The organism is Microbacterium sp. NPDC089696 (genome assembly GCF_044749125.1).
Lineage (GTDB): Bacteria > Actinomycetota > Actinomycetes > Actinomycetales > Microbacteriaceae > Microbacterium.
Genome location: NZ_JBIVHF010000001.1, coordinates 336,506 through 355,968, shown reverse-complemented (window position 1 = coordinate 355,968; position 19,463 = coordinate 336,506). Strand labels below are relative to the sequence as shown.

The following is a 19,463-nucleotide window of genomic DNA, read 5'->3' as shown; positions in this document are numbered from 1 at the left end:
CCTTTGCATGTCCTCATGAGTGAGTGACCACTCACTAACAACCGGAATCAGGAGATCATATGACCCTCATCACCCCCGCCCCCACCGTGACCGCGCGCAGCAGTCGACGCTGGCTCGCTCTGAGCATCCTCGCTCTCGCGCAGTTCCTCGTCGTGCTCGACGCGTCGATCGTGAACATCGCGCTCCCCGTTCTCGGCGAGCAACTCGACATGGAGACAGCTGCGCTCGCGTGGGTGATCACCGCGTACGTGCTCGCGTTCGGCGGACTGCTGCTCCTCAGCGGACGGCTCGCCGATCGCTACGGCCACCGCCGGATCTTCCTCCTCGGCACGGCCGGCTTCGTCGCGGCATCCGCTCTCGCCGGGCTGTCGTTCTCGAGCGAGATGCTGCTCGCGGCGCGCGCGCTGCAGGGCGTCTCGGCTGCGTTGCTCGCCCCGTCGGCGCTCGCCCTGCTCACGCAGCTCTTCCCCGAGTCGCGCGATCGCTCGAAGGCGCTCGGCGTATGGGGCGGCGTGGCGGGTATCGGATCCGCCGCCGGTGTGCTGCTCGGCGGCGTGCTCACCGGGGCGTTCGGATGGCAGTCGGTGTTCTTCGTGAACGTGCCCGTCGGCATCATCGTGCTCGTCGCCGTTCCGCTGCTGATCTCCCGCGACACCGTGTCGGCGAGCGAGAAGCTCGACGTGTGGGGAGCCGTCACCATCACGGGGGCGCTCGTCGCCGTGGTCGGCGCGCTCAGCGCGGTCGAGCAGGTCGGCATCCTGCATCCGCTCCCGCTCGGACTGCTCGTGCTCGCGGTCGCCCTCGGTGCGGCGTTCGTCGCGATCGAGCGCCGCACGGCGTCGCCCCTGGTACCGCTCGGGGTCTTCCGCAACCGCACCCTGTCGATCGGCAACGTCGTGGTGCTGCTCGTCGGCGCCGGGATGGTCGCCCTGTTCTTCGCCCTCTCCGTCTACATGCAGGCGGTGCTCGGCTACGACGCCCTCACGACCGGCCTCTCGCAGCTGCCGCTCGCCGGAGCCCTCGTCGTCGTCGCCGGGATCGTGCCCGCGGTCGTGCAGCGCCTCGGCCTGACGGCGACCCTCATCGGATCGCTGCTCGCGCTCGCGGTCGGCCTCGTGTGGCTGTCGTTCGCCCCCGCGGATGCCGGATACGCGGCGCACCTGCTCGGCCCGACCCTGCTCATCGGCGTCGGACTCGGCGGAGCGTTCGTCACCGCCACGCAGTTGTCGGTCGACGGCGTCGAGGGCGGGGAGGCGGGACTCGCCGGAGGACTCGTGAACACCAGCCAGCAGATCGGCGGCGCCCTCGGACTCGCCGCGCTCGGCACCGTCGCCTCCCTCCGCACCGAGGCTCTGACCGCGGCGGGGGTGGCGGCACCCGAGGCGATGACCGGCGGATTCTCGTGGCTGTTCCTCGGGGCCGCGGCGGTGACGGTGGCCGGCGCGGTCGTGGCGGGGTTCGCGCGGCGGCGGTGAGGGCTCGGCGTCGGGTGACGCGTCGTCTTCTCGACAGGTAGATCGCGTTTCGGAAGGACGGATGCCGCACATCCGTCCTTCCGAAGCGCGAATCCCCTGCAGAGTCGCCCCCCGCATCCGCTCTACTCTGGACTGTCGGCCCCTTTCGCGCGGCCCTTCTCTGGAGCATCCCCATGTCTGCACTCACGGTCGATGATCGTGCCCGCTATCGGGCGAAACCCTCCGTTCTCGACGCGCTGAAGAGCCCGCGGATGCTGACGCGGGAGGTCCTGGCAGGGCTCGTCGTCGGCCTCGCACTGATCCCGGAGGCGATCGCGTTCTCGGTGATCGCGGGTGTCGATCCGAAGGTCGGCCTGTTCTCGTCGTTCATCATGGCGGTGTCGATCGCGTTCCTCGGCGGGCGGCCGGCGATGGTCACCGCGGCGACCGGAGCAGTGGCGCTCGTGATCGCCCCCGTCGCCCCGACCTACGGGATGGACTACTTCATCGCAACCGTCATCCTGGCGGGCATCTTCCAGGTGATCCTCGGGGTGCTGGGGGTCGCGAAGCTCATGCGGTTCATCCCCCGCAGCGTCATGGTCGGGTTCGTGAACGCGCTGGCGATCTTCGTGTTCAGCTCGCAGTTCCCGCAGCTCATCGACGTGCCGTGGCTCGTTTATCCGCTGGTCGCCCTCGGCATCCTCGTGATGATCGTCATGCCGCGGATCACGAAGATCGTGCCCGCGCCGCTCGTGTCGGTGATCATCGTGACCGCGGTCGTGCTGACGATGGGCATCGCGGTGCCGACGGTCGGCGATCAGGGCGAGCTGCCGCGCAGCCTGCCGTCGCTGTTCCTGCCCGACATCCCGTGGACGTGGGAGACGTTCGGCATCATCGCGCCGTTCGCGCTCGGGGTCGCGCTCGTCGGACTCATGGAGTCGCTGCTGACCGCCAAGCTCGTCGACGAGATCACCGACACGCACTCGAACAAGACGCGCGAGTCGTGGGCGCAGGGCGTCGCGAACATGCTGTCTGGGTTCTTCGGCGGCATGGGCGGATGCGCGGTCATCGGCCAGACCATGATCGGCGTCAAGGCGTCGGGAGCGCGCACCCGCATCTCGACGTTCTGCGCCGGGATCTTCCTGTTCGTGCTGGTCGTCGTGTTCGGCGACTTCGTCGGCACCATCCCCATGGCCGCCCTCGTCGCCGTGATGATCATGGTCGCGATCGGCGCGTTCGACTGGCACTCCGTGAAGCCGTCGACGCTCAAGCGGATGCCGAAGAGCGAGACCTTCGTCATGATCGCGACCGTCGTCCTGGTGCTGCTGACGCACAACCTCGCGATCGGGGTGGTCGGTGGGGTGCTCGTCGCGTCGGTGCTGTTCGTGCGACGCGTGGCGCACTTCGTGTCGGTATCGCGGACCGTGTCCGGTGACTCGGTGACGTACACCGTGACCGGGGAACTGTTCTTCGCGTCGAGCAATGACCTCACGACGCTGTTCTCGTACTCGGAGGATCCGTCGCGGGTGGTCGTGGACCTGTCGGGCTCGCACATCTGGGACGCGTCGACCGTCGCCGCGCTCGACGCGATCGAGACGAAGTACGCGGGGATGGGGAAGACCGTGGAGATCGTCGGTATGAACGAGAGCAGCCAACGGATGCGGGGGCGCTTGACCGGCGGGTTCGAGTGACGCGACCCGGTCGTTGAGCGAGCACGGCGAAGCCGAGCGAGACGAAACGCCCCAGCCGGGCCGTAGTCTCGACACATGTCCTCCGCGCAGACTCCGCCCCCGAAGCCGACTCGGATGGGCATCGTTCTCGGCACTCTTGCCGGCGCGGTCGTCGCGGCTCCGCTCACGGCACTGATCCTCGAGAATCAGTTGCTGGGCCTCGGCCTCGGCGCGGTGGTCGGCGGAAGTCTCGGGGGCGCGGTCCTCGCGCCCTTCGTGAGTCGCAGACGTCACGACTGACGTGCGTGCGGCGAGCCGGGCCCTGCACCGTTGCGGGGCCCGGCTTCCGGTCCGATCAGATCAGTAGCCGACTGCGGCGAGGCCGTACTCGATCTCCGAGGGCAGGAAGCCCTCGTACTCCAACTGGCCGTAGAGACCGTCTCGCGAGAACGACGAGAAATCGAGGTACTGCTGCGCGCTTTCCGCGGCCTCGAGGTTCCAGTCGGCTCCCGCGTTGTCGACCGCGAACGTCGCGTCTTCGGTGCTGAATCCCTCGTACTCGAGCTGACCGATGAGGCCGGTGCGAGAGAAGCCGCTGAAGTCGAGGTAGCTCTGCGCCGACCGGATCGCATTCTCCTGAGCCAGCGTCAGCTTGGGCTTCTCCTCGAGCGTCAGTGTGATCTCGGTGCCCTTCTCCACCTCCGTGCCCGCGGCCGGAGTCGTGGCAAGCACCTTGGCGAGCGGGTCGGCGAGAGTGGTCAGCGCGGGCGGGTTCAGGCCGGCGGCGCTCAGCGCGACCAGCGCCTCCGTCGCTGTGAGCCCTGTCACATCCGGCACCGCGACCATGACCGCGGGCTCGGGCTCTTCGACGGCCTGCTCAGCCGTCACCGTAGAACTCGAGGGCTTGTCGTCCGCGACATCATTGCCCCCAGCACCCCCGACGGCGTTGGCGACGCCGCCGATGAGGATGACTGCTGCGGCGATCGAACCGCCAATGATCCAGCCCTTCTTCGACTTCTTTCCGGCGGTGCCCTCCGCCGGCGCTGGCGCGCCGCCCATCGTGGCCGGATCGGGGTTGGCGGGATACCCAGGAACCGTGGAATCGACCAGGTCGGCTGCGGCGGGCGGTCCCGACGGGTACGCCATCGTGGGCGCGTCGCTCAGGAGCGGAGCCGTCGGGAAGACGACGGTCGCCGCGTCCGTCACGGGCTGCTGCGGCTCGAGCCACTGCATGCCATCCCAGTACCGCAGCTCGTTGTTCGCGTGCGGCGCCGGGTACCACCCGGGCGCAGGATTCGGGTTCGTCATGGTCGGGTTCCTTTCGGTGCGTATGCACTTCTGTGTCATGTAAATGGTTCGGGCGCAACTGGATGCTGTCGGCTCGGAGCCGATGCCCGTGTCCTTCTGAGCGGTGCGTCAACGTTCGGAGCGACGCCTTCGTCGCTCGTCACGCCATCCCGCTATCCGGCGGAGTCAGCCACCCCGCGCGATGCTTCCACCTGAGCGCGTACACCCTCGATCGCCGCGAGGATCGTCGGACCGTCCTGGGTCGAGACCGCGTCGGACAGGACATCGAGTGCAGCATCGAGGGAAGTAAGCGCCCCCGGCCAGGTCGCGGCGACGCTCTCCGGGACATCGAGAGCCTCCAACTGTCCAAGGTTGAAGGACAGCTCGACGCTGTTGCTCAGGAGACGCCAGAACCCTTCCTCCTGAACGGTGATGGCCATGTCGCCGAGGTCTTTGTTCATGTCGTCGAGGTGCGATCCGGCCTGCGCACGGAACGCGATGCTGTCGACGGCCTCAGCCGCCGGCGCGGGTGCGGTCGTCAGCGTCGACGTCGGAGCCGGCGTTGGCTCTGCCTCGTCAGGTTCCTGCGTCGCGATGGCGACAGGAGAGGCACTGGCCTGCTGATCCGGTTCCCGGTTGCCGCCAGCACCGATAGCCGCACCGACCGACCCGACGACAATGACACCCGTCGCGATCGCCCCTCCGATCAGCCAGCCCTTCTTGCTCCCTGACGTCGACGTCGGGGACGGTGCCACCGCGGGAGGCGGCGGGATCAGCGGAGGTCCCGGCTCGGGCGCAGCCGGTGCCATCGGCGCGCGATGCTCCGTCCATTGCGTGCCGTCCCAGTATCGGCTCTGCGTCGGAACTTCAGGATCCGGATACCATCCAGCGCGAATATCGCTCACGTCTTCCCCCAGGTGATGAAGAGCCGCCCCATCCGGCTCCGATCTGACATTAGCGACTCCATGCGTTCGCATTGGTCTCGGCTTGATCACGATTGAACGGCGGTGCAATCCACGGCGCCGAAGGAGCATCCGGCCCGCACGTACGACGCACTCGGGCGCGACGCTCCATTCATGCCAATATGAACGCGTGAGCAACGAAGCACCCGCGGGCTGGTACCCGGACGGCAGCGGCAATGAGCGGTACTGGGACGGATCCGCATGGACGGATCACCTTCGCACGCCCGCGCCGCCCATGACCCCGCCGCCTGCGCCTGAGCCCGGCGCGGTGGCCGTCGTGGTTGCGACGTCGGACGCTGGTGACGGCAACGGCATGTTCTCCAAGCTCGGGTCGGCGGTGAAGAAAGCGGCTGCCGATCGCAAAGCCACGAAGGAAGAGGAAGCCCGGGAACACGCGGAGCGCGCCGCAGCCGCCGGAGCCCTGGTGACCAGTGGGGTCTTCGGCATCTCGACGATCGAGATCTACGAAGGCGGTTACGTCCGTGTCGCTGCCGGTCGCGAGGGATACTCGCGACCGTCCGAGATCACGAAGTCGACACCGTACGAGAAGCTGCGGTCGATCTCATTCGCGTCGCCGGACTCCGAGCGCAACGCGGCCGAGGTCGCTGCGTCGCCGATCGAGGGCGCAGTGATGCAGGCGATGTCCGGCATCATGAAGGGCGGCAAGATGATCGCCAAGGGAACGGCGGTCGGCCTCGCAACGTCGGGCGTGGCGCAGATCGCCGCGAACGCGGCACGGAAGTCGAATCTGGTCATCGCGACGGACAAGGCCATACACACGCTCGCGAACCAGAAGCACAACGGCTGGATGAACGTGAGCCAGAAGGAGCACAACGCCGTCGCGCTGGCGCTCGTCGAGGCAGGAAATGCGGTGCTCGGGATCTCGGCGCACGCTGAGCCCGAGGTCGCCGTCGAGGCTGTCGCTGTGGCGGCGACCTTGCCCGCGGCGCCCAGCCTGTCCGATCGCTTGCGAGAGCTGTCAGTGCTGCACGGTGAAGGCATCCTGTCGGACGAGGAGTTCACCGCTGCGAAGGCGAAGTTGCTCGCTGGCCTCTGACTAGCCGAGCGCGGCCTGGATCTGCCCCGCGAGCTTCTCGATCGCCTTCTTGTTCTTCACACCGTCCATGAGCGCCGGCGGACGGTTGTGGTGCACGTTCAGCGACAGGTGCACGTCGGATCCGGATGCCGCGGGCACGACGTTCGCGCGGCCGAGGAGCTCCCAGTTGAACATCGTCTTCTTCGTCTGGAAGTCGATCTGGGTGCCGTCTGGGCTCTGCCCGAGGACCGTGCTCTTGTTGTCGGCGAGTACGCGCTGCACGGCGGCTGCGGTGGACGCAGCGTCGGCGTTCGAATGGAAAGTGGTGGTCGCTTCTGCGGACATCGTGATCCCCCTCTGGTCTCGGTGTGCCTTCACGCTATCGGTGACTTCGTCGGATGCCGATGGGTCGATCTACCCGGGTAGATCGACCCGTCCGGGCGTTCTGGTCGTCGAGCGAGCGGGGCGAGACGAATCGCCCCGCAGCTCACGGGACCACGATGACCTTGCCCACGACCCGCCCCTCCGCGGCCTCGGCGTGCAGCGCGGACAGCTCCTCGAGCGGGATGCGTCGGCTGACCTCGAGCGTCAGCACCCCGGCATCCACGAGCTCGACCATCTCGCGCAGCTTCGCGGCGTCGCTCCGCACGAACACGACGACCGAGCGCACTCCCCGATCGGCGTCGTCCGGGGCGGGCATCCAGGCGGTCGTGCTGACGACGACTCCCCCGTCGCGCACGAGCCCGACCAGAGCCGTGAACTCCTCGGGCTCGATGGGCGCGAGGTTGAGCAGCATGTCGACCTGGCCCGAGACCGCGTCGAGCACGGACGTCTGCGTATGGTCGATGACCTCTTCCGCGCCGGCCGCGCGCACGGCATCCGCACTCCTCGGGCTCGCAGTGGCGACGACGGTCGCACCGGAGCGCTTCGCGAGAGCGATGGCGTACTTGCCGACGACGCCGCCCGCACCGACGATGAGCACGCGCTGACCGGCCTCGAGTCCGCCGTCGTCGAACAGCGCCTGACGCGCGGTGAGGGACACCGATGGCAGGGCTGCGGCATCCGCCAGCGGAACGCTCGTCGGCGCCGGGACGATTGCGTCGACCGGAGCGATGACGTACTCCGCGGCTCCCCCGTCCTCACCCATCGGCAGGAATCCGATGACAGCGTCGCCGACCGCGAACTCCGTGACGCCCTCGCCGATCGCGTCGACCGTGCCCGAGACGTCGTATCCCGGAACGTGCGGAAGCGTCACAGGAATCGGCAGTGCGCCCGCCCGCATCCCGTTGTCGGCCGCATTGAACGCGGATGCCGCGACGCGCAGCCGCACCTGCCCCGCGCCCGGTGTCGGATGATCGATCTCCTCGATGCGGAGAACCTCCGGACCGCCGACCTCGTGGAACCGGACTGCCTTCATGATGACTTCCTCTCGTAAGTACTTCGAATTCGAAGCATGTGCTCGACGATAGCACTGCTTCGAATTCGAAGCAACACGTATACTGATCTCATGAGCACTCGCCCTCCCCAGCTCTCCCCGACCGAGCTCTCGGCGTACTTCGCGTTCACCGAGGTCAGCAGCCTGCTGCGACATGAGGTCGAGAAGCAGCTGCGCGACGTCGGCAAGCTCAGCTACGTGCAGTTCCACGTGCTCGCGCGGCTCGGCGACGCTCCCGGCGGATCGCAGCGGATGACCGACCTCGCCGACGGGGTCGTCTACAGCCGGAGCGGGTTGACCTATCAGGCGCAGACGCTCGACGAGCGCGGCCTCGTGACGCGGGCGCCGTCACCCGAGGACGAGCGCAGCACGATCGTCACGATCACGGATGCCGGGCGCGCGGTCCTCGCGGACGTGTTCCCCGGGCACATCGGCGTCGTCCGCAGCATGCTGTTCGACTCACTCGACGCGACGGATGTCGAGGTGTTGGAGCGTGTCATGACGCGGGTCAGCGGACACCTGCGGGCGAACCCGCCGCGGAGTGCGGCCCCACGCCGACGCAAGAGCGACTAGGCGAGGACGTCGGCCTCGCCTAGCGCCACACGAAGACCGTCCGCATCGCAGAAGTGGTGCACCGGCATCCCGAGGTCCTCGGCTCCCACGAGCTTGCTCGGGGAATCGTCCGTGAAGAACACCTCCGCCGGCGCGAGCCCGAGCGCGTCCAGCACATGCTGGAAGGCGCGGACGTCGGGCTTCATCCACCCGATCTCCGCCGAGTTGAAGATCGCCTCGAAGTGCTCGCCGATCCCGAGTGCCTCGATCTCGGCGGGGATGGTATCGGTGCCGTTCGTGAGGACGGCGGTGCGGATGCCGGTGGCGCGAAGTTCCCGCACCAGCGCGAGCGTGCCGTCGTCGAGGCGGGTGGGCTGACGGGACCACTCCTCCGCAGCATCCGAGTTCTCCAGTTCGAAGCCGACGTGGTCGACCCACGCGCGGCGGGAGATCCGCCCCGTCGTCACGAGGTCGAGCACCGCCGGAGCGAACGCGACCCGGAAGATCGTGCCCGCGTCGAGCCCGTGCCGACGCTCGACCTCGGCGGTGTGCGCGGGGTCGAAATGGCGGATGACCCCGTCGAGGTCGAACAGCACGGCACGGATCGGGGGCATGCGTTCACGATACTTCGCGGTCGGCCGGGCGTGCGTCGGGTGTCGCGAGGCCTGCCGTGCGCTGCCGCGGAGATGTGCGCTCCGCCAGGACGGATGCCGCGGAAACGCCCTCGGCAGGCGCATTTCTCCGAGCGAAACGCACCCGGGTCGCAGGGATTCGGGAGATCCCTGCGACCCGGGCGCGAAACTGCGACAGCACGGCGCCGCCGCGACGCGACCGCCTCAGCGCACGGTCAGGTACAGCCGCTGCGCCACGTCGGCGATGTCGATCGGGTTGGCCTCGAGCACCTGGGCGTACTTGTCCTGCGGCACGGCCGTGAAGCCGGCGAAGGCTCCGGCGATGGATCCGGCCATGCACGCGACGGTGTCGGTGTCGTCACCGGCGTTCGCGGCGGCCTGCACGGTCTTCCACGGGTCGCCGGCCGCGGCCACGAAGAAGCCGAGCGCGGCGGGCACGGCTTCGGCGGCGGGCAGGCCGGTGCCGATCTCGGCCGCGATGCGCGTGACGAGAGCATCCTGGTCGCGCTCGACGATGGCGATCTCGGCCGCACGCTTGGCGCGCTCGTACACGCTGGGCGCAGGCACCTCGCGGCCGAGCTCCCGCCCGAGGCGCTCACCCTCCAGAGCCGACCAGAGGAACGCATCCACGACCGAGGTCACGGTGGCGTCGTCGACGAGCGCGGCCGCGACCGCTCCCGCCACCGCTGCGGCACCCGCGACGCCGACCGAGGTGAAGTGGCTGGGGCGTGCCGTGATGAGCGCCGCCTGCACCGCCCCGTTCACGTCACCGGGGTGCGCGAGTCCTGCGGCACCGGCGCGCATCGCGGCGCCGTTGCTCGCACCGGTCGTGGCCTCGTCGCCCGCGGCGCCGATCGTCTCGGGGTCTGCACCCTCCTTGAGCGCGGCGATCGCACGGCGCGTGGTGGGCCCGGCGAAGTGCGGGAAGTAGTCGGTGTTCGTCGACCACTCGAGGATCATGTCGGCGACGTCGCGTGCCGTGATGGCGGTGCGGGTGCGGATGAACACCTCGGCGAGCATGAGCAGCTGGCTGCTGTCGTCGGTGATCTGCGCCGCGTGACGGCCCTTCGAGTAGGGCGAGTCGGGCAGCGGCTTCTGGAACTCCGACACCGGCCCGTCGAACAGCGTGCGGATCTGCGCGATGCTGCGCGTCTCGGTGGGGGCGCCGAGCGCGTCGCCGATCACGGCGGTCGCGAGGGATCCGAGGATCTTGTCCTCGAGTCGGGTGAACCGCTGCGGCTCGGCCTGCGGGGTCGTGGCGTGCGGGTCAGTCATGGGTGTCTCCTCTTTCTGGTGAGTCGTGAGTGTGCGGCCAGCCGGGCACTCCGCCGGGCCGGGAGCCGAGGTGGCTGATGGTGCGCGCGGCGTGCTCGGCCGCGGCGGTGAGTGACTGCTCGACCGGGCGTCCGGCGAGCAGGGAGGCGATCACGGTGCCGGCGAAGGCGTCGCCCGCGCCGGTCGTGTCGACGACCTCGGGCACGGCGACGCTGGTCTGCGACCACACCGACACGGAGCCGTCGGCATCGGATGCTCCGAGCACCGACCCCTTCGAGCCGCGGGTCAGCACGACCACGCGGTGCCGGGTGTCGGCCAGCAGCCGGGCGAGCGCCTCGTCGTCGGCATCCGCTCCCGTGAGGGTCTGCGCGGCGCCGCTGTTGACGATCGCGACGTCGGCGAGTTCGAGCAGTGCGCGCGCCCGGTCGATGTCGGAGCCCACGAAGCTGCCCTCGATGTCGACGCTCGTTCCGGCTCCGGCCGTGCGGGCGCGGCGCACGAGGTCTTCCGAGCCGGGGACGTCGGCGAGCACGTGCAGCCAGCGCGTGCCCTCGAGCACGTCCGATCCGACCCGAGAGGCGTCGGGGAGGGATGCCGGGGTGCGTCCGCCGAGCAGGCTCTTCTCGCCGTCCGAGGCCACCGCGACCGCACACCACCAGGTGAGCTCGCCCGCCATGACCTCGACGTGCTCGGTGGCGACGCCGGCCGCGGCGAGCGCGCGGATGCACCCGATGCCGAACGGATCGTCGCCGACCCGCGAGAACAGCGAGACCCGCAGCGCGGACTCGGCCTGCCCGGCGGCGACCGCGAAGTTCGCGCCCATGCCGCCGGGGTGGATGCCGAGGCTGCGGCCGATCGCCTTGGCGTCGCGTCCGGGGAGGGCGTCGACGTCGACCATCATGTCGATGCCGGTGTCGCCGACCACGAGCAGGTCGGTCGCCCTGGTGCCCCGCGCCGGAGCATCCGGGATCAGTGTCGTGAGATCGCTCATGTGCGCTGCCTCCTCACCCGCAGGGTGTCGATCAGCACGCTGACGATCAGCACGGCGCCGAGCAGACCGATCTGCCAGGTGTTGCTGACGCCGGCGAGCTGCAGGCCGGAGTTGAGGATGACGACGAGCACGAGTCCGAGGAACGTCCCCGACACGCGTCCGATGCCTCCGGTGATGACGATGCCGCCGAGCACCGCGATGGTGATCGACTGCAGCTCCATGCCGGTCCCTGCCGCGGCCTTGGCGTTCAGCAGCCACGAGGCGTTGACGACCGCCGCGAGTCCGGCCAGGGCGCCCGAGGTGATGTAGAGGCCGGCGCGGGTGGCGCGCACGTTCACGCCGGTGAGCAGCGCGGCCTGCGCGTTGTTGCCCGTCTCGTAGATGCAACGGCCCGTGGGGGTGCGGGCGAGCACGATCGCGGCGATCACGTAGGCGGGCAGCAGCACGAGGATGACCTGCGTCGGGAACCCGGCGATCCGGCTCTGTCCGAGGAACGCGAAGCCCGAGCGGTCGAAGCCGTTGATGTCGATGCCGTTCGTGAGCACGAGCGCCGCCGAGGCGAACAGGTAGAGCGTGGCGATCGTCGCGATGAGCGGCGGGATGCGCAGCAGCGTGATGAGCGCGGCGTTGACTCCGCCGAGGGCCGCGCCCGCCGCGATCGCACCGAGGGCAGCGACCCACGGGTCGAGTCCGGCGTTCACGGAGAGCAGTCCGAATACGACACCCGACAGGCTCATGGTCGAGCCGACCGAGAGGTCGATGCCGCCACCGCCGCCGAGGATCACGATGCTCTGGCCGAGCGCGAGCAGGCCGAGCACGGCGCCGTACTGCGTCATCGAGAGCAGGTTGTCGGGTCGCAGGAAGTACGGCGACAGCAGGCTCATGACGACGCCCGCCGCGATGATGAGCAGGCCGAGCGAGACGCGACGGTCGCTCCAGGGGATGGACTTCAGCATCACGCGAGTCCTCTCAGAAGGGGGCGGTTGGCCTTGCGGGCCGCGAGCACGTCGATCGCGACGGCGAGGATGATCGTGGTGCCGACGAGCAGGCCGTTCCACAGCGGCGGGACGCCCGCGAGCACGATGCCGTTCTGCAGCACGACGATGAACACGAGTCCGCCGAGCGTGCGGAGCACCGAGCCTTCTCCGCCCAGGATCGATGTGCCTCCGACGACGACCGCGGCGATCGCGAGCAGGGTGAGTTCGTTGCCGCTCGATGCCTGCACCACGCCGACGCGGCCGACGTAGATGAGGCCGGCGAGACCGACGAGCACGCCGATCGCGAGGTAGCTGAGGAACTGCAGGCGGTTGACGCGGATGCCGGCGAGGCGCGCGGCCTCGGGGTTCGACCCGGTCGCGTACAGTTCGCGACCGGCGGGGCGCTTGTGCATGAACCAGGCGAGGAACGCGTAGACGACGATCACGAGACCGACGACCATCGGCACCCCGAGCACCCGCTGGCCCGAGAAGATCGGGGCGATGGGCGCCGAGAACAGGTCGTTGCTGTTCCAGAGGGCGAACAGGGCGGTCTGGAAGATCGCCGCCGTGCCGAGTGTGGCGATGATGGGCGGCACCTTGCCGAACGTGATGAGGCTGCCGTTGATCGCGCCGAGCACCGCGCCGACGAGCAGCGCGCCGAGTACGACGACGAATGCCGGCATCCCGCTTCCGCTGAGCTTGGCGACCGTCCAGGCGACGATGCCGACCGCGAACCCGGTCGAGACGTCGATGCCGCCGAGGATCACGACGAGCGTCACACCCGCCGCGACGAGCGCGAGGTCGGCCGCGTTGTAGGCGATGTTCGCGAGGTTCTCGGGCGTGAAGAAGCGCGGCGAGAGCAGCGAGAAGACGAGGAACTCGACGACGAGCAGCACCGGAAGGAGCGCCAGTTGCACGCGGCGGAGGGAGCGGGGCTCAGCCATCGGCGCTCACCACCGCTCCGACGGCGGCGCGGAGCACGGCATCCTCGGTCGCCTGCTCGCGGGTGAAGGAGGCGGTCATGCGGCCCTCTCTCAGTACGTGGACATGGTCGGACAGGGCGATCAGCTCCGGGAGTTCGCTACTGATCACGAGCACCGCGACGCCGGTGGCGGCGAGCTCGCGGATGTCGCGGTGGATCTCGGCCTTCGTGGCGACGTCGATGCCGCGGGTCGGCTCGTCGAGGATGAGCAGGCGCGGCTCGGTCGCCACCGCGCGGGCCAGCAGCGTCTTCTGCTGGTTGCCGCCGGACAGGGTGAGGATGCCGGAGCGGCTCGTCGCGGTCTTGATCGAGAACTTCGAGATCCAGGACTTCACGAAGCCCTGCTCCTTCGCGACGCGGATGACGCCGGTCGTGGTGATCTTCTCGTGCGTCGAGGCCGTGAGGTTCTCGGTCACGTTCATGAAGGGGAACACACCCTGCGTCTTGCGGTCCTCGGGCACGTAGGCGACGCCCTTGGTGAGCGCGTCGCGGGTACTGCGCGGCGAGTAGGGGCGGCCTTCGAGCGTCATCGAGCCGGACGTCGCCGCCGCCGCACCGAAGATCGTGAGGGCGACCTCGCTGCGGCCGGCGCCGACGAGTCCGTAGAGGCCCGTGATGCGACCGGGGTAGACGTCGAACGTGATGTCCTCGAACTGGTCGGAGACCGTGAGGCGGTCGACCGTGAGCGTGGGCTTCTCGTCGGCGGCGATCGGCGGGCGCTCCTCTGCGGCGAGCGGGGCGAGGGCTGCTCCCGAGCGTCCGCCCATCATCTTCAGCAGCGGTTCCTGCGCGGGGTCGTCGGTCTCGCCGACGTACCGGCCGTCGCGCAGCACGATGAACCGCTCCCCCAGCCGCTCGAGCTCGTCGAAGCGGTGGGTGATCGACACGACCGACGTGCCCGCGGCGATGAGCGTGTCGACGATGTCGAACAGGCGCTCCGACTCGGCCCGCGTGAGGATCGAGGTCGGCTCGTCGAGGATGAGGATGCGCGCGTCGACGCGCACCGCGCGGGCGATGAGCACCTGCTGCTGCTCGCCGAGAGACAGCTCGCCCATCGTGCGGTCGAGGAGCTTCTCGGGCAGGTGCAGCCGCTGGAGCAGCGCCTGAGCCTCCGAGCGCATGGTGCGGGCGTCGACCGATCCGAGGCGGATGCGAGGGAGGTTGCCCATGAACAGGTTCTCGAGCACCGAGAGGTGCGCGAAGAAGGCCGGCTCCTGGTAGACCGTCGAGACGCCGAGGGCGAGGGCCGCGTGCGGGTCGGAGGGGGCGTAGGGCTCGCCGTCGAGGGTCATGGACCCCTCGTCGGGGCTGTACACCCCGGCGAGGAGCTTCATGAGGGTCGACTTGCCGGCGCCGTTCTCGCCCATGATCGCGACGCGCTCGGCGCGGCGGATCTCGAGCGAGACGTCCTCCAGGGCGACCACCGCGCCGAAGCGCTTGGAGACGCCGTCGACCCGGAGGAGCGGGGAGCCTGCGGTTGGGTTGGGGTCAGAAGTCGAAGTCATTGACGTTGTCCTTCGTGAAGACGGTGGGGACGCCGAGCAGCAGCGTCTTGGTCGCCTCGTCGTAGCGCACCGGGTCTTTGAGTCCGGGGACGTCGTTCTCGGCGGCGAACTCCTTGCCCTCGATGACCTGAGTCAGGGCCCAGACCGTGAGGTAGCCGAGGTCTTCGACGTTCCAGAGCACGCTCGACTTCATGACGCCCGACTCGATGAACGGCGCGACCGTCTTGGGGCTGCCGAAGCCGGTCACCGCGACCTCGCCCGCCTTACCGGCGTTCTGCACGGCCTGCGCGACGCCGGGGACCGCGGTCGACGGCACGGCGATGATGCCGACCAGGTCGGGGTAGGCGGTGATGAGGTCCTGCGCTTCGCGGAGAGCATCCGCGCTGTCGGCGGTGTGGCGGATGCCGCCCACGAGCTCCATGTCGGGGTACTCGGCGGTCTGCTGGTCGATCGCGGCCTGCGACCAGGAGTTGAAGGTCGCGACGTCGGCGGCGCCGGAGACGATCGCGTACTGGCCCTTCTCGCCCGCCTGCTCGGCGATCTGGTCCATGGCGGTCTGGCCGAGTTCGGCGTCGCTCGCCTGCGAGACGAACACGGTGCGGTCGCTCTCCGGAGCATCCGCGTCGGACGTGATCACCGAGAGACCGGCGGATGCTGCGGACGCGATCGATCCGTCCATCGACGTCGGGTCGAGCGGCGAGATCGCGATGCCGTCGTAGCCCTGGGCGACGAGGCCGTCGACGATGCGCTTCTGCTCGGCGGAGTCGGCCTTGGCGGGGCCGGCCTGCGTGTACGAGACGCCGAACTCGTCGGCGGCCTTCTCGGCACCGGCCTTGAAGCCGGAGAAGTAGGGGATGCCCTCGACCTGCGAGACGAACGCGATGCGGATGTCGCCGTCGCCGCCGGAGCTGCCGCCGGTGCTGGTAGGACTGGAGGAGGAGTCGGGCGCAGTGCACCCGGCGAGGAGTGCGACGGCGGTGAGCAGGGCGGCGGCCGTCGCGGCGGTGCGGCGGAAGTGGGTGCGTCGTTGCATGATCTCTTCTCTTCGTTTCATCGTTGATGCGTGGATCGAGCGGTGCTCGCGGGGCCTTCGGGTCGGCGGAAGCGGGCGTTTCGATCACCGTAGCAAGTTGTGGGTACAACTTCAATAGGTGTAGGTACATTTGATTTCTTATGTAGGTACATCTTTCGTGTGGCACAGTGACAGGGTGGGCAAGCCGGCGTACCAACAGATCGCCGACCAGCTGCGACAGGAGATCGCGGACGGTCGGTGGAAATCCGGCGACCGCCTCCCCGGTGAGATCGAGCTCGGAGAGCTGTTCGGCGTGAGCCGCAACACCGTTCGGCAGGCGCTCAACGTGCTCACGCAGGTCAACCTGCTGCAGCGGCGCCGCGGCTCGGGGACCTACGTCAGCGAGCAGGGTATGACCCACACGCTCGGCGACCTCCGCAGCTTCACCGACGTCATGCGCGACCTCGGGCTGCGCCCCGGCATCCGCGACATCGTCATCGACCCCGACCCGTCACCGCCGTTCAACGCCACCGACTTCCTCCCGGGCGCACACCTATGGCGCGTGTCACGCGTGCGCCTGCACGAGGACCGGCCGTTCTGCCTCATGGTGTCGTGGGTGCCGGATGAGATCGGTGCGCGGATCCACGCTGAGGATCTGGCGCGGACGCAGTCGCTGTATGCGCTGTTCGGGGAGCTCGGGATCTCGCTGCGCGAGGCGAGCGAGAAGATCCGGGCCGAGGCGGCCACTGCTTCCCAGGCTCGCGATCTCGGGGTGGCGGAGGGATCGCCGCTATTGACGATCAACCGGTGGACGAGTGATACGTCCGGGCGGCCCGTGGAGTATGTGTCGAGTTCCTCGCCGGGGGACCGGTATGAGTACTTTGTGAAGCTGACTCAGTAGGGGGCGGACGGCGCGCTGGGGCCGGCAGTGTGCGGCAGCATACCGATATGCTGCGTCGCGTGAGCACCACTCCCGCCCAGCTGTCCCTTGAATTGAATCTCAGCCAAAACCGCATTCGCGATGTGCTGCGGGAATTGTACGGAACGCTCCCTGACGGCGTTACCCGGTGGGAGTTAGACGAGACTCGGGCCAACGCGGTGAGGTCCCATCTCAGGGGCGCGAGCCACGCGCTTGATGCCAGGCATTGGACGCTCGAGATCGGCGACACGGTTCTTCGCCGGGAAATTCACGCAGCGTACGGCGGTCAGCAGCAGGGTGGAATCATCACGCCCAAGTCCATCCCCGACATCCTCGTCATCACGAGCCCCGAGAGCGGCGCGAGGCACGGGTACGACAAGTTCGAAGGCCTTCAGGAGGATGGCTCGTTTCTTTACACCGGCGAGGGCCAGATCGGCCCACAGTCTTTCGTGCGGGGGAACCTCGCCCTCCGTGACTCCGCCAACGAGGGGCGACCAATCCGTCTGTTCACGAAGCAGGGCACATACGTCACGTACGTGGGCGAGTTCACGACGGGTGAGCCCCCGTTCGTCATCGAGCAGATCCCCGACTCGAGGCAAGAGATGCGCGATGGGATCATCTTTACTCTGGTGCCGGTTGAGGCCGAGATTGAGGCGCTAAGCCCGCAACGAGCGTCGCCCCGCGACAGCGCGCGGGGTTCTACCTGGGTGCCTCCGGCGACGTCGACATACCTCGCTGGCGTACCGGCGATCACGGCCGAGCGCGATATCTCACGCATCGAGTTTCAACTGCAGGCCGACTTCGGGCAATGGATCAAAGACCGCGGCGAGACTCCGCAACGCCTCCGTCTCGACTCGGCAGGAACCACGGTCGAGCCAGACGTCTATGTTCAGGAAACCGGCTGGATCGTGGAGGCAAAGAAGTCTCCTGCGCGCGGCTATGTGCGGACGGCGATCGGCCAGGTGCTCGACTACGCCTTCCTCGCCCGTGATTCCGGATGGAAGGCCGTCCCCGTTATCCTGCTCCCCAGTCGACCCGTGCCCCACGTCGAGGCATTGCTCCGCGAGCTGGAGATCGTCCTCGTGGTTCGTAGCGACGACGGATTCGTGGTCGTCAGTTCCTAGGCGCACGGACAAGCTCGGCGACCGCCGGCAAGTCCGGCGCGGCCCAATCGAGAGACGAGAGTTCGGACACCCTCATCCATCGCAACTCGTCGTGGTCAGAGCTGTGAGTTGGAGGGACACCAGTCAGAGAAGCACGGAAGCAGGCGAGCCTGATTATGGTGCCTGACACGTCAGTGTCGTCCTGTCGCAGCTGGCCCAGCACCTCGATCTGGACGTTCAGCTCCTCAGCAATCTCGCGGATGATTGCTTGAGTGGGAGTCTCGTCGGGTTCGATCTTGCCTCCCGGGAATTCCCACTTGCCCCCCGCAGCTTTCTCGGGACGGCGGCGGCATGCAAGGATCCGCCCGTCATTCTCTATGACAGCCGCCACAACCTCGACGATGCGTCGCGCGCTCATTCGTTCCTCCGCAAGCACGCTAACAGCCCCGCCTCGGGGTCAAGCCTGATCGCTACGGCAGTATAGGGACAAACCATGTAGCTAAGGTCGCGGCCTATCAAAGGGAGCACAACGATGAACGTATGGGGCGTCCACAACAACGCGCTCACGACCGAGCTCACGGACGAAGGGTTCATCAGCATCGGTTGGGATGAGCTCGGCGCCCTCACCGATATCCCCGGTGGTCGAGAAGGCCTCAAGGCGCGGTTGACCGAGCTCAATCCAGACGCCAAGCCTCGTTCCATCGCGGGCCAGGCAGGAGTGTTGATCCGTTTCCGTGACGAGATGAGCGTGGGGGACGTGATTGTCGCCCCTTTCAAGCCGACGTCCACCATCAACATCGGCGTCGTGACGAGCGACTACTACTTCGAAGCGTCGGCTCCATTCCACCGCCACCGGCGACACGTCGAATGGAAGCAGATCGGGCTCCCTCGCACTGTCTTCACTCAGTCCGCGCTGTACGAGATCGGCTCGGTGCTCGCCGTCTTCCGCATTCGGAACCACACTGATGAATTCCTCGCAGCGCTTCAGAGCGCTGGCGGCTCTGTCGAGCAGGTGTCACAGGCGGTTGAGAAGAAAGTCATTGAGACACAGAGCTCCGAGGACTCCGACGATGAGCCTCGCGCTTCGCGGATTGAGCGCCATACTCGTGACTTCGTACTCGAAGCGCTCCACAAGCGCCTGAGTCACCAAGAATTCGAAGACTTCACCGCAGCTCTGCTTCGCGCGCTCGGCTACCAGGCTCGGTCACCCAGTACTCGCAGGACGGTGGGGTGGATGTCATCGCCCACCGCGATCCTCTCGGCGTGGAACCCCCTCTTATCAAGGTGCAGTGCAAGCATCACACCGGCACGATCGGGTCGCCCGAGGTACAGCAGCTGATCGGAACGCAGGGGCTCGGCGAGCTGTCGCTGTTCGTGACGCTCGGCTCGTACACGCGTGACGCGCTAGCGATTGAACGGCAGCGTCCAGGGCTTCGCCTTCTCACCGGCGAGGACCTCGTGACGATGGTGCTCGAGAACTACGACAAGTTGCCTCAGCGCTGGCGTGCGGAGATCCCGCTGACGAGCGTGCTCGTCGTGTCTGATGGCGCCGAAGACTGAGGCATTTGATATCGCCGAGGTTCGGCAGGGCCGTTCAAGAAAGTTGCCTGCGACTCCGAACACGTCAAGCTTGGACTCGCCTTCCTTAGCAACATCTCCGAACGCTTGGTC

General features: G+C 68.1%; 21 protein-coding genes. 9 read left to right on the top strand and 12 right to left on the bottom strand.

Annotation, left to right across the window (positions count from 1 at the left end; all coding sequences use genetic code 11):
- The first annotated feature begins 59 nt into the window (after positions 1-59).
- The 3 genes from ACIPY8_RS01720 to ACIPY8_RS01710 all read left to right on the top strand — a co-directional run bounded on the left by ACIPY8_RS01720 (position 60) and on the right by ACIPY8_RS01710 (position 3,424).
- Positions 60-1,475, top strand: coding sequence for an MFS transporter (locus tag ACIPY8_RS01720; protein ID WP_400814276.1), 1,416 nt, complete (start codon positions 60-62; stop codon positions 1,473-1,475).
- Positions 1,476-1,648: 173 nt separating this feature from the next.
- Complete coding sequence (locus ACIPY8_RS01715) at positions 1,649-3,145, top strand: SulP family inorganic anion transporter (protein ID WP_400814274.1); 1,497 nt, start codon at positions 1,649-1,651, stop codon at positions 3,143-3,145.
- Between the two features lie 75 nt (positions 3,146-3,220).
- Entirely contained in the window at positions 3,221-3,424 is a 204-nt protein-coding gene (locus ACIPY8_RS01710) for a hypothetical protein (protein ID WP_400814271.1), read from the top strand.
- A gap of 60 nt (positions 3,425-3,484) precedes the next feature.
- Here the strand turns inward: ACIPY8_RS01710 and ACIPY8_RS01705 are convergent, their stop codons facing one another.
- Both ACIPY8_RS01705 and ACIPY8_RS01700 read right to left on the bottom strand, forming a co-directional pair.
- A complete protein-coding gene (locus ACIPY8_RS01705) occupies positions 3,485-4,432 on the bottom strand; it encodes an Ltp family lipoprotein (RefSeq protein WP_400814269.1) in 948 nt (315 codons plus the stop codon).
- Positions 4,433-4,584: 152 nt separating this feature from the next.
- The gene (locus ACIPY8_RS01700) at positions 4,585-5,316 is read right to left on the bottom strand and encodes a DUF2510 domain-containing protein (protein ID WP_400814267.1); all 732 of its coding nucleotides are present in this window, start codon (positions 5,314-5,316) and stop codon (positions 4,585-4,587) included.
- A gap of 187 nt (positions 5,317-5,503) precedes the next feature.
- On the opposite strand from ACIPY8_RS01700, the gene ACIPY8_RS01695 reads away from it, so the two are divergent.
- Entirely contained in the window at positions 5,504-6,430 is a 927-nt protein-coding gene (locus tag ACIPY8_RS01695; protein WP_400814265.1) for a DUF2510 domain-containing protein, read from the top strand.
- Here the strand turns inward: ACIPY8_RS01695 and ACIPY8_RS01690 are convergent, their stop codons facing one another.
- Positions 6,431-6,754, bottom strand: a complete 324-nt coding sequence (locus ACIPY8_RS01690; protein WP_400814263.1) for a hypothetical protein — start codon at positions 6,752-6,754, stop codon at positions 6,431-6,433.
- A gap of 142 nt (positions 6,755-6,896) precedes the next feature.
- On the bottom strand, positions 6,897-7,826 hold the full coding sequence (locus ACIPY8_RS01685) for an NADP-dependent oxidoreductase (RefSeq protein ID WP_400814261.1): 930 nt from the start codon (positions 7,824-7,826) through the stop codon (positions 6,897-6,899).
- A 90-nt stretch (positions 7,827-7,916) separates the two neighbouring features.
- Here ACIPY8_RS01685 and ACIPY8_RS01680 point away from each other — a divergent pair, with 90 nt between their 5' ends.
- On the top strand, positions 7,917-8,417 hold the full coding sequence (locus tag ACIPY8_RS01680) for a MarR family winged helix-turn-helix transcriptional regulator (RefSeq protein ID WP_400814259.1): 501 nt from the start codon (positions 7,917-7,919) through the stop codon (positions 8,415-8,417).
- On the opposite strand, the gene ACIPY8_RS01675 is transcribed toward ACIPY8_RS01680, so the two are convergent.
- The 7 genes from ACIPY8_RS01675 to ACIPY8_RS01645 form a co-directional block, all read right to left on the bottom strand.
- Positions 8,414-9,010, bottom strand: coding sequence for an HAD family hydrolase (locus ACIPY8_RS01675; RefSeq protein WP_400814257.1), 597 nt, complete (start codon positions 9,008-9,010; stop codon positions 8,414-8,416). The genes ACIPY8_RS01680 and ACIPY8_RS01675 overlap by 4 nt on opposite strands.
- A 222-nt stretch (positions 9,011-9,232) precedes the next feature.
- Positions 9,233-10,303 (bottom strand): ADP-ribosylglycohydrolase family protein, encoded by a 1,071-nt coding sequence (locus ACIPY8_RS01670; protein WP_400814255.1) that lies wholly within the window; start codon positions 10,301-10,303, stop codon positions 9,233-9,235.
- A complete protein-coding gene (locus ACIPY8_RS01665) occupies positions 10,296-11,294 on the bottom strand; it encodes a carbohydrate kinase family protein (RefSeq protein ID WP_400814253.1) in 999 nt (332 codons plus the stop codon). The genes ACIPY8_RS01670 and ACIPY8_RS01665 overlap by 8 nt, the downstream gene beginning before the upstream one ends.
- A complete protein-coding gene (locus ACIPY8_RS01660; RefSeq protein ID WP_400814251.1) occupies positions 11,291-12,250 on the bottom strand; it encodes an ABC transporter permease in 960 nt (319 codons plus the stop codon). The genes ACIPY8_RS01665 and ACIPY8_RS01660 overlap by 4 nt, the downstream gene beginning before the upstream one ends.
- Complete coding sequence (locus tag ACIPY8_RS01655; protein ID WP_400814248.1) at positions 12,250-13,215, bottom strand: ABC transporter permease; 966 nt, start codon at positions 13,213-13,215, stop codon at positions 12,250-12,252. Before ACIPY8_RS01655 ends, ACIPY8_RS01660 begins: the two co-directional genes overlap by 1 nt.
- Entirely contained in the window at positions 13,208-14,758 is a 1,551-nt protein-coding gene (locus ACIPY8_RS01650; protein ID WP_400814245.1) for a sugar ABC transporter ATP-binding protein, read from the bottom strand. Before ACIPY8_RS01650 ends, ACIPY8_RS01655 begins: the two co-directional genes overlap by 8 nt.
- On the bottom strand, positions 14,742-15,791 hold the full coding sequence (locus ACIPY8_RS01645) for an autoinducer 2 ABC transporter substrate-binding protein (RefSeq protein ID WP_400814242.1): 1,050 nt from the start codon (positions 15,789-15,791) through the stop codon (positions 14,742-14,744). The genes ACIPY8_RS01650 and ACIPY8_RS01645 overlap by 17 nt, the downstream gene beginning before the upstream one ends.
- Positions 15,792-15,966: 175 nt before the next feature.
- Between ACIPY8_RS01645 and ACIPY8_RS01640 the strand changes: the two genes are divergently transcribed.
- Together ACIPY8_RS01640 and ACIPY8_RS01635 are read left to right on the top strand one after the other, a co-directional pair.
- A complete protein-coding gene (locus tag ACIPY8_RS01640; protein WP_400814239.1) occupies positions 15,967-16,671 on the top strand; it encodes a GntR family transcriptional regulator in 705 nt (234 codons plus the stop codon).
- Between the two features lie 59 nt (positions 16,672-16,730).
- A complete protein-coding gene (locus tag ACIPY8_RS01635) occupies positions 16,731-17,813 on the top strand; it encodes a hypothetical protein (RefSeq protein ID WP_400814238.1) in 1,083 nt (360 codons plus the stop codon).
- On the opposite strand, the gene ACIPY8_RS01630 is transcribed toward ACIPY8_RS01635, so the two are convergent.
- Complete coding sequence (locus ACIPY8_RS01630; protein WP_400814235.1) at positions 17,803-18,210, bottom strand: (deoxy)nucleoside triphosphate pyrophosphohydrolase; 408 nt, start codon at positions 18,208-18,210, stop codon at positions 17,803-17,805. The genes ACIPY8_RS01635 and ACIPY8_RS01630 overlap by 11 nt on opposite strands.
- Positions 18,211-18,324: 114 nt before the next feature.
- On the opposite strand from ACIPY8_RS01630, the gene ACIPY8_RS01625 reads away from it, so the two are divergent.
- Positions 18,325-19,131, top strand: a complete 807-nt coding sequence (locus ACIPY8_RS01625; RefSeq protein ID WP_400817696.1) for a hypothetical protein — start codon at positions 18,325-18,327, stop codon at positions 19,129-19,131.
- A complete protein-coding gene (locus ACIPY8_RS01620; RefSeq protein WP_400814232.1) occupies positions 19,023-19,352 on the top strand; it encodes a restriction endonuclease in 330 nt (109 codons plus the stop codon). The genes ACIPY8_RS01625 and ACIPY8_RS01620 overlap by 109 nt, the downstream gene beginning before the upstream one ends.
- Positions 19,353-19,463 lie beyond the last annotated feature (111 nt).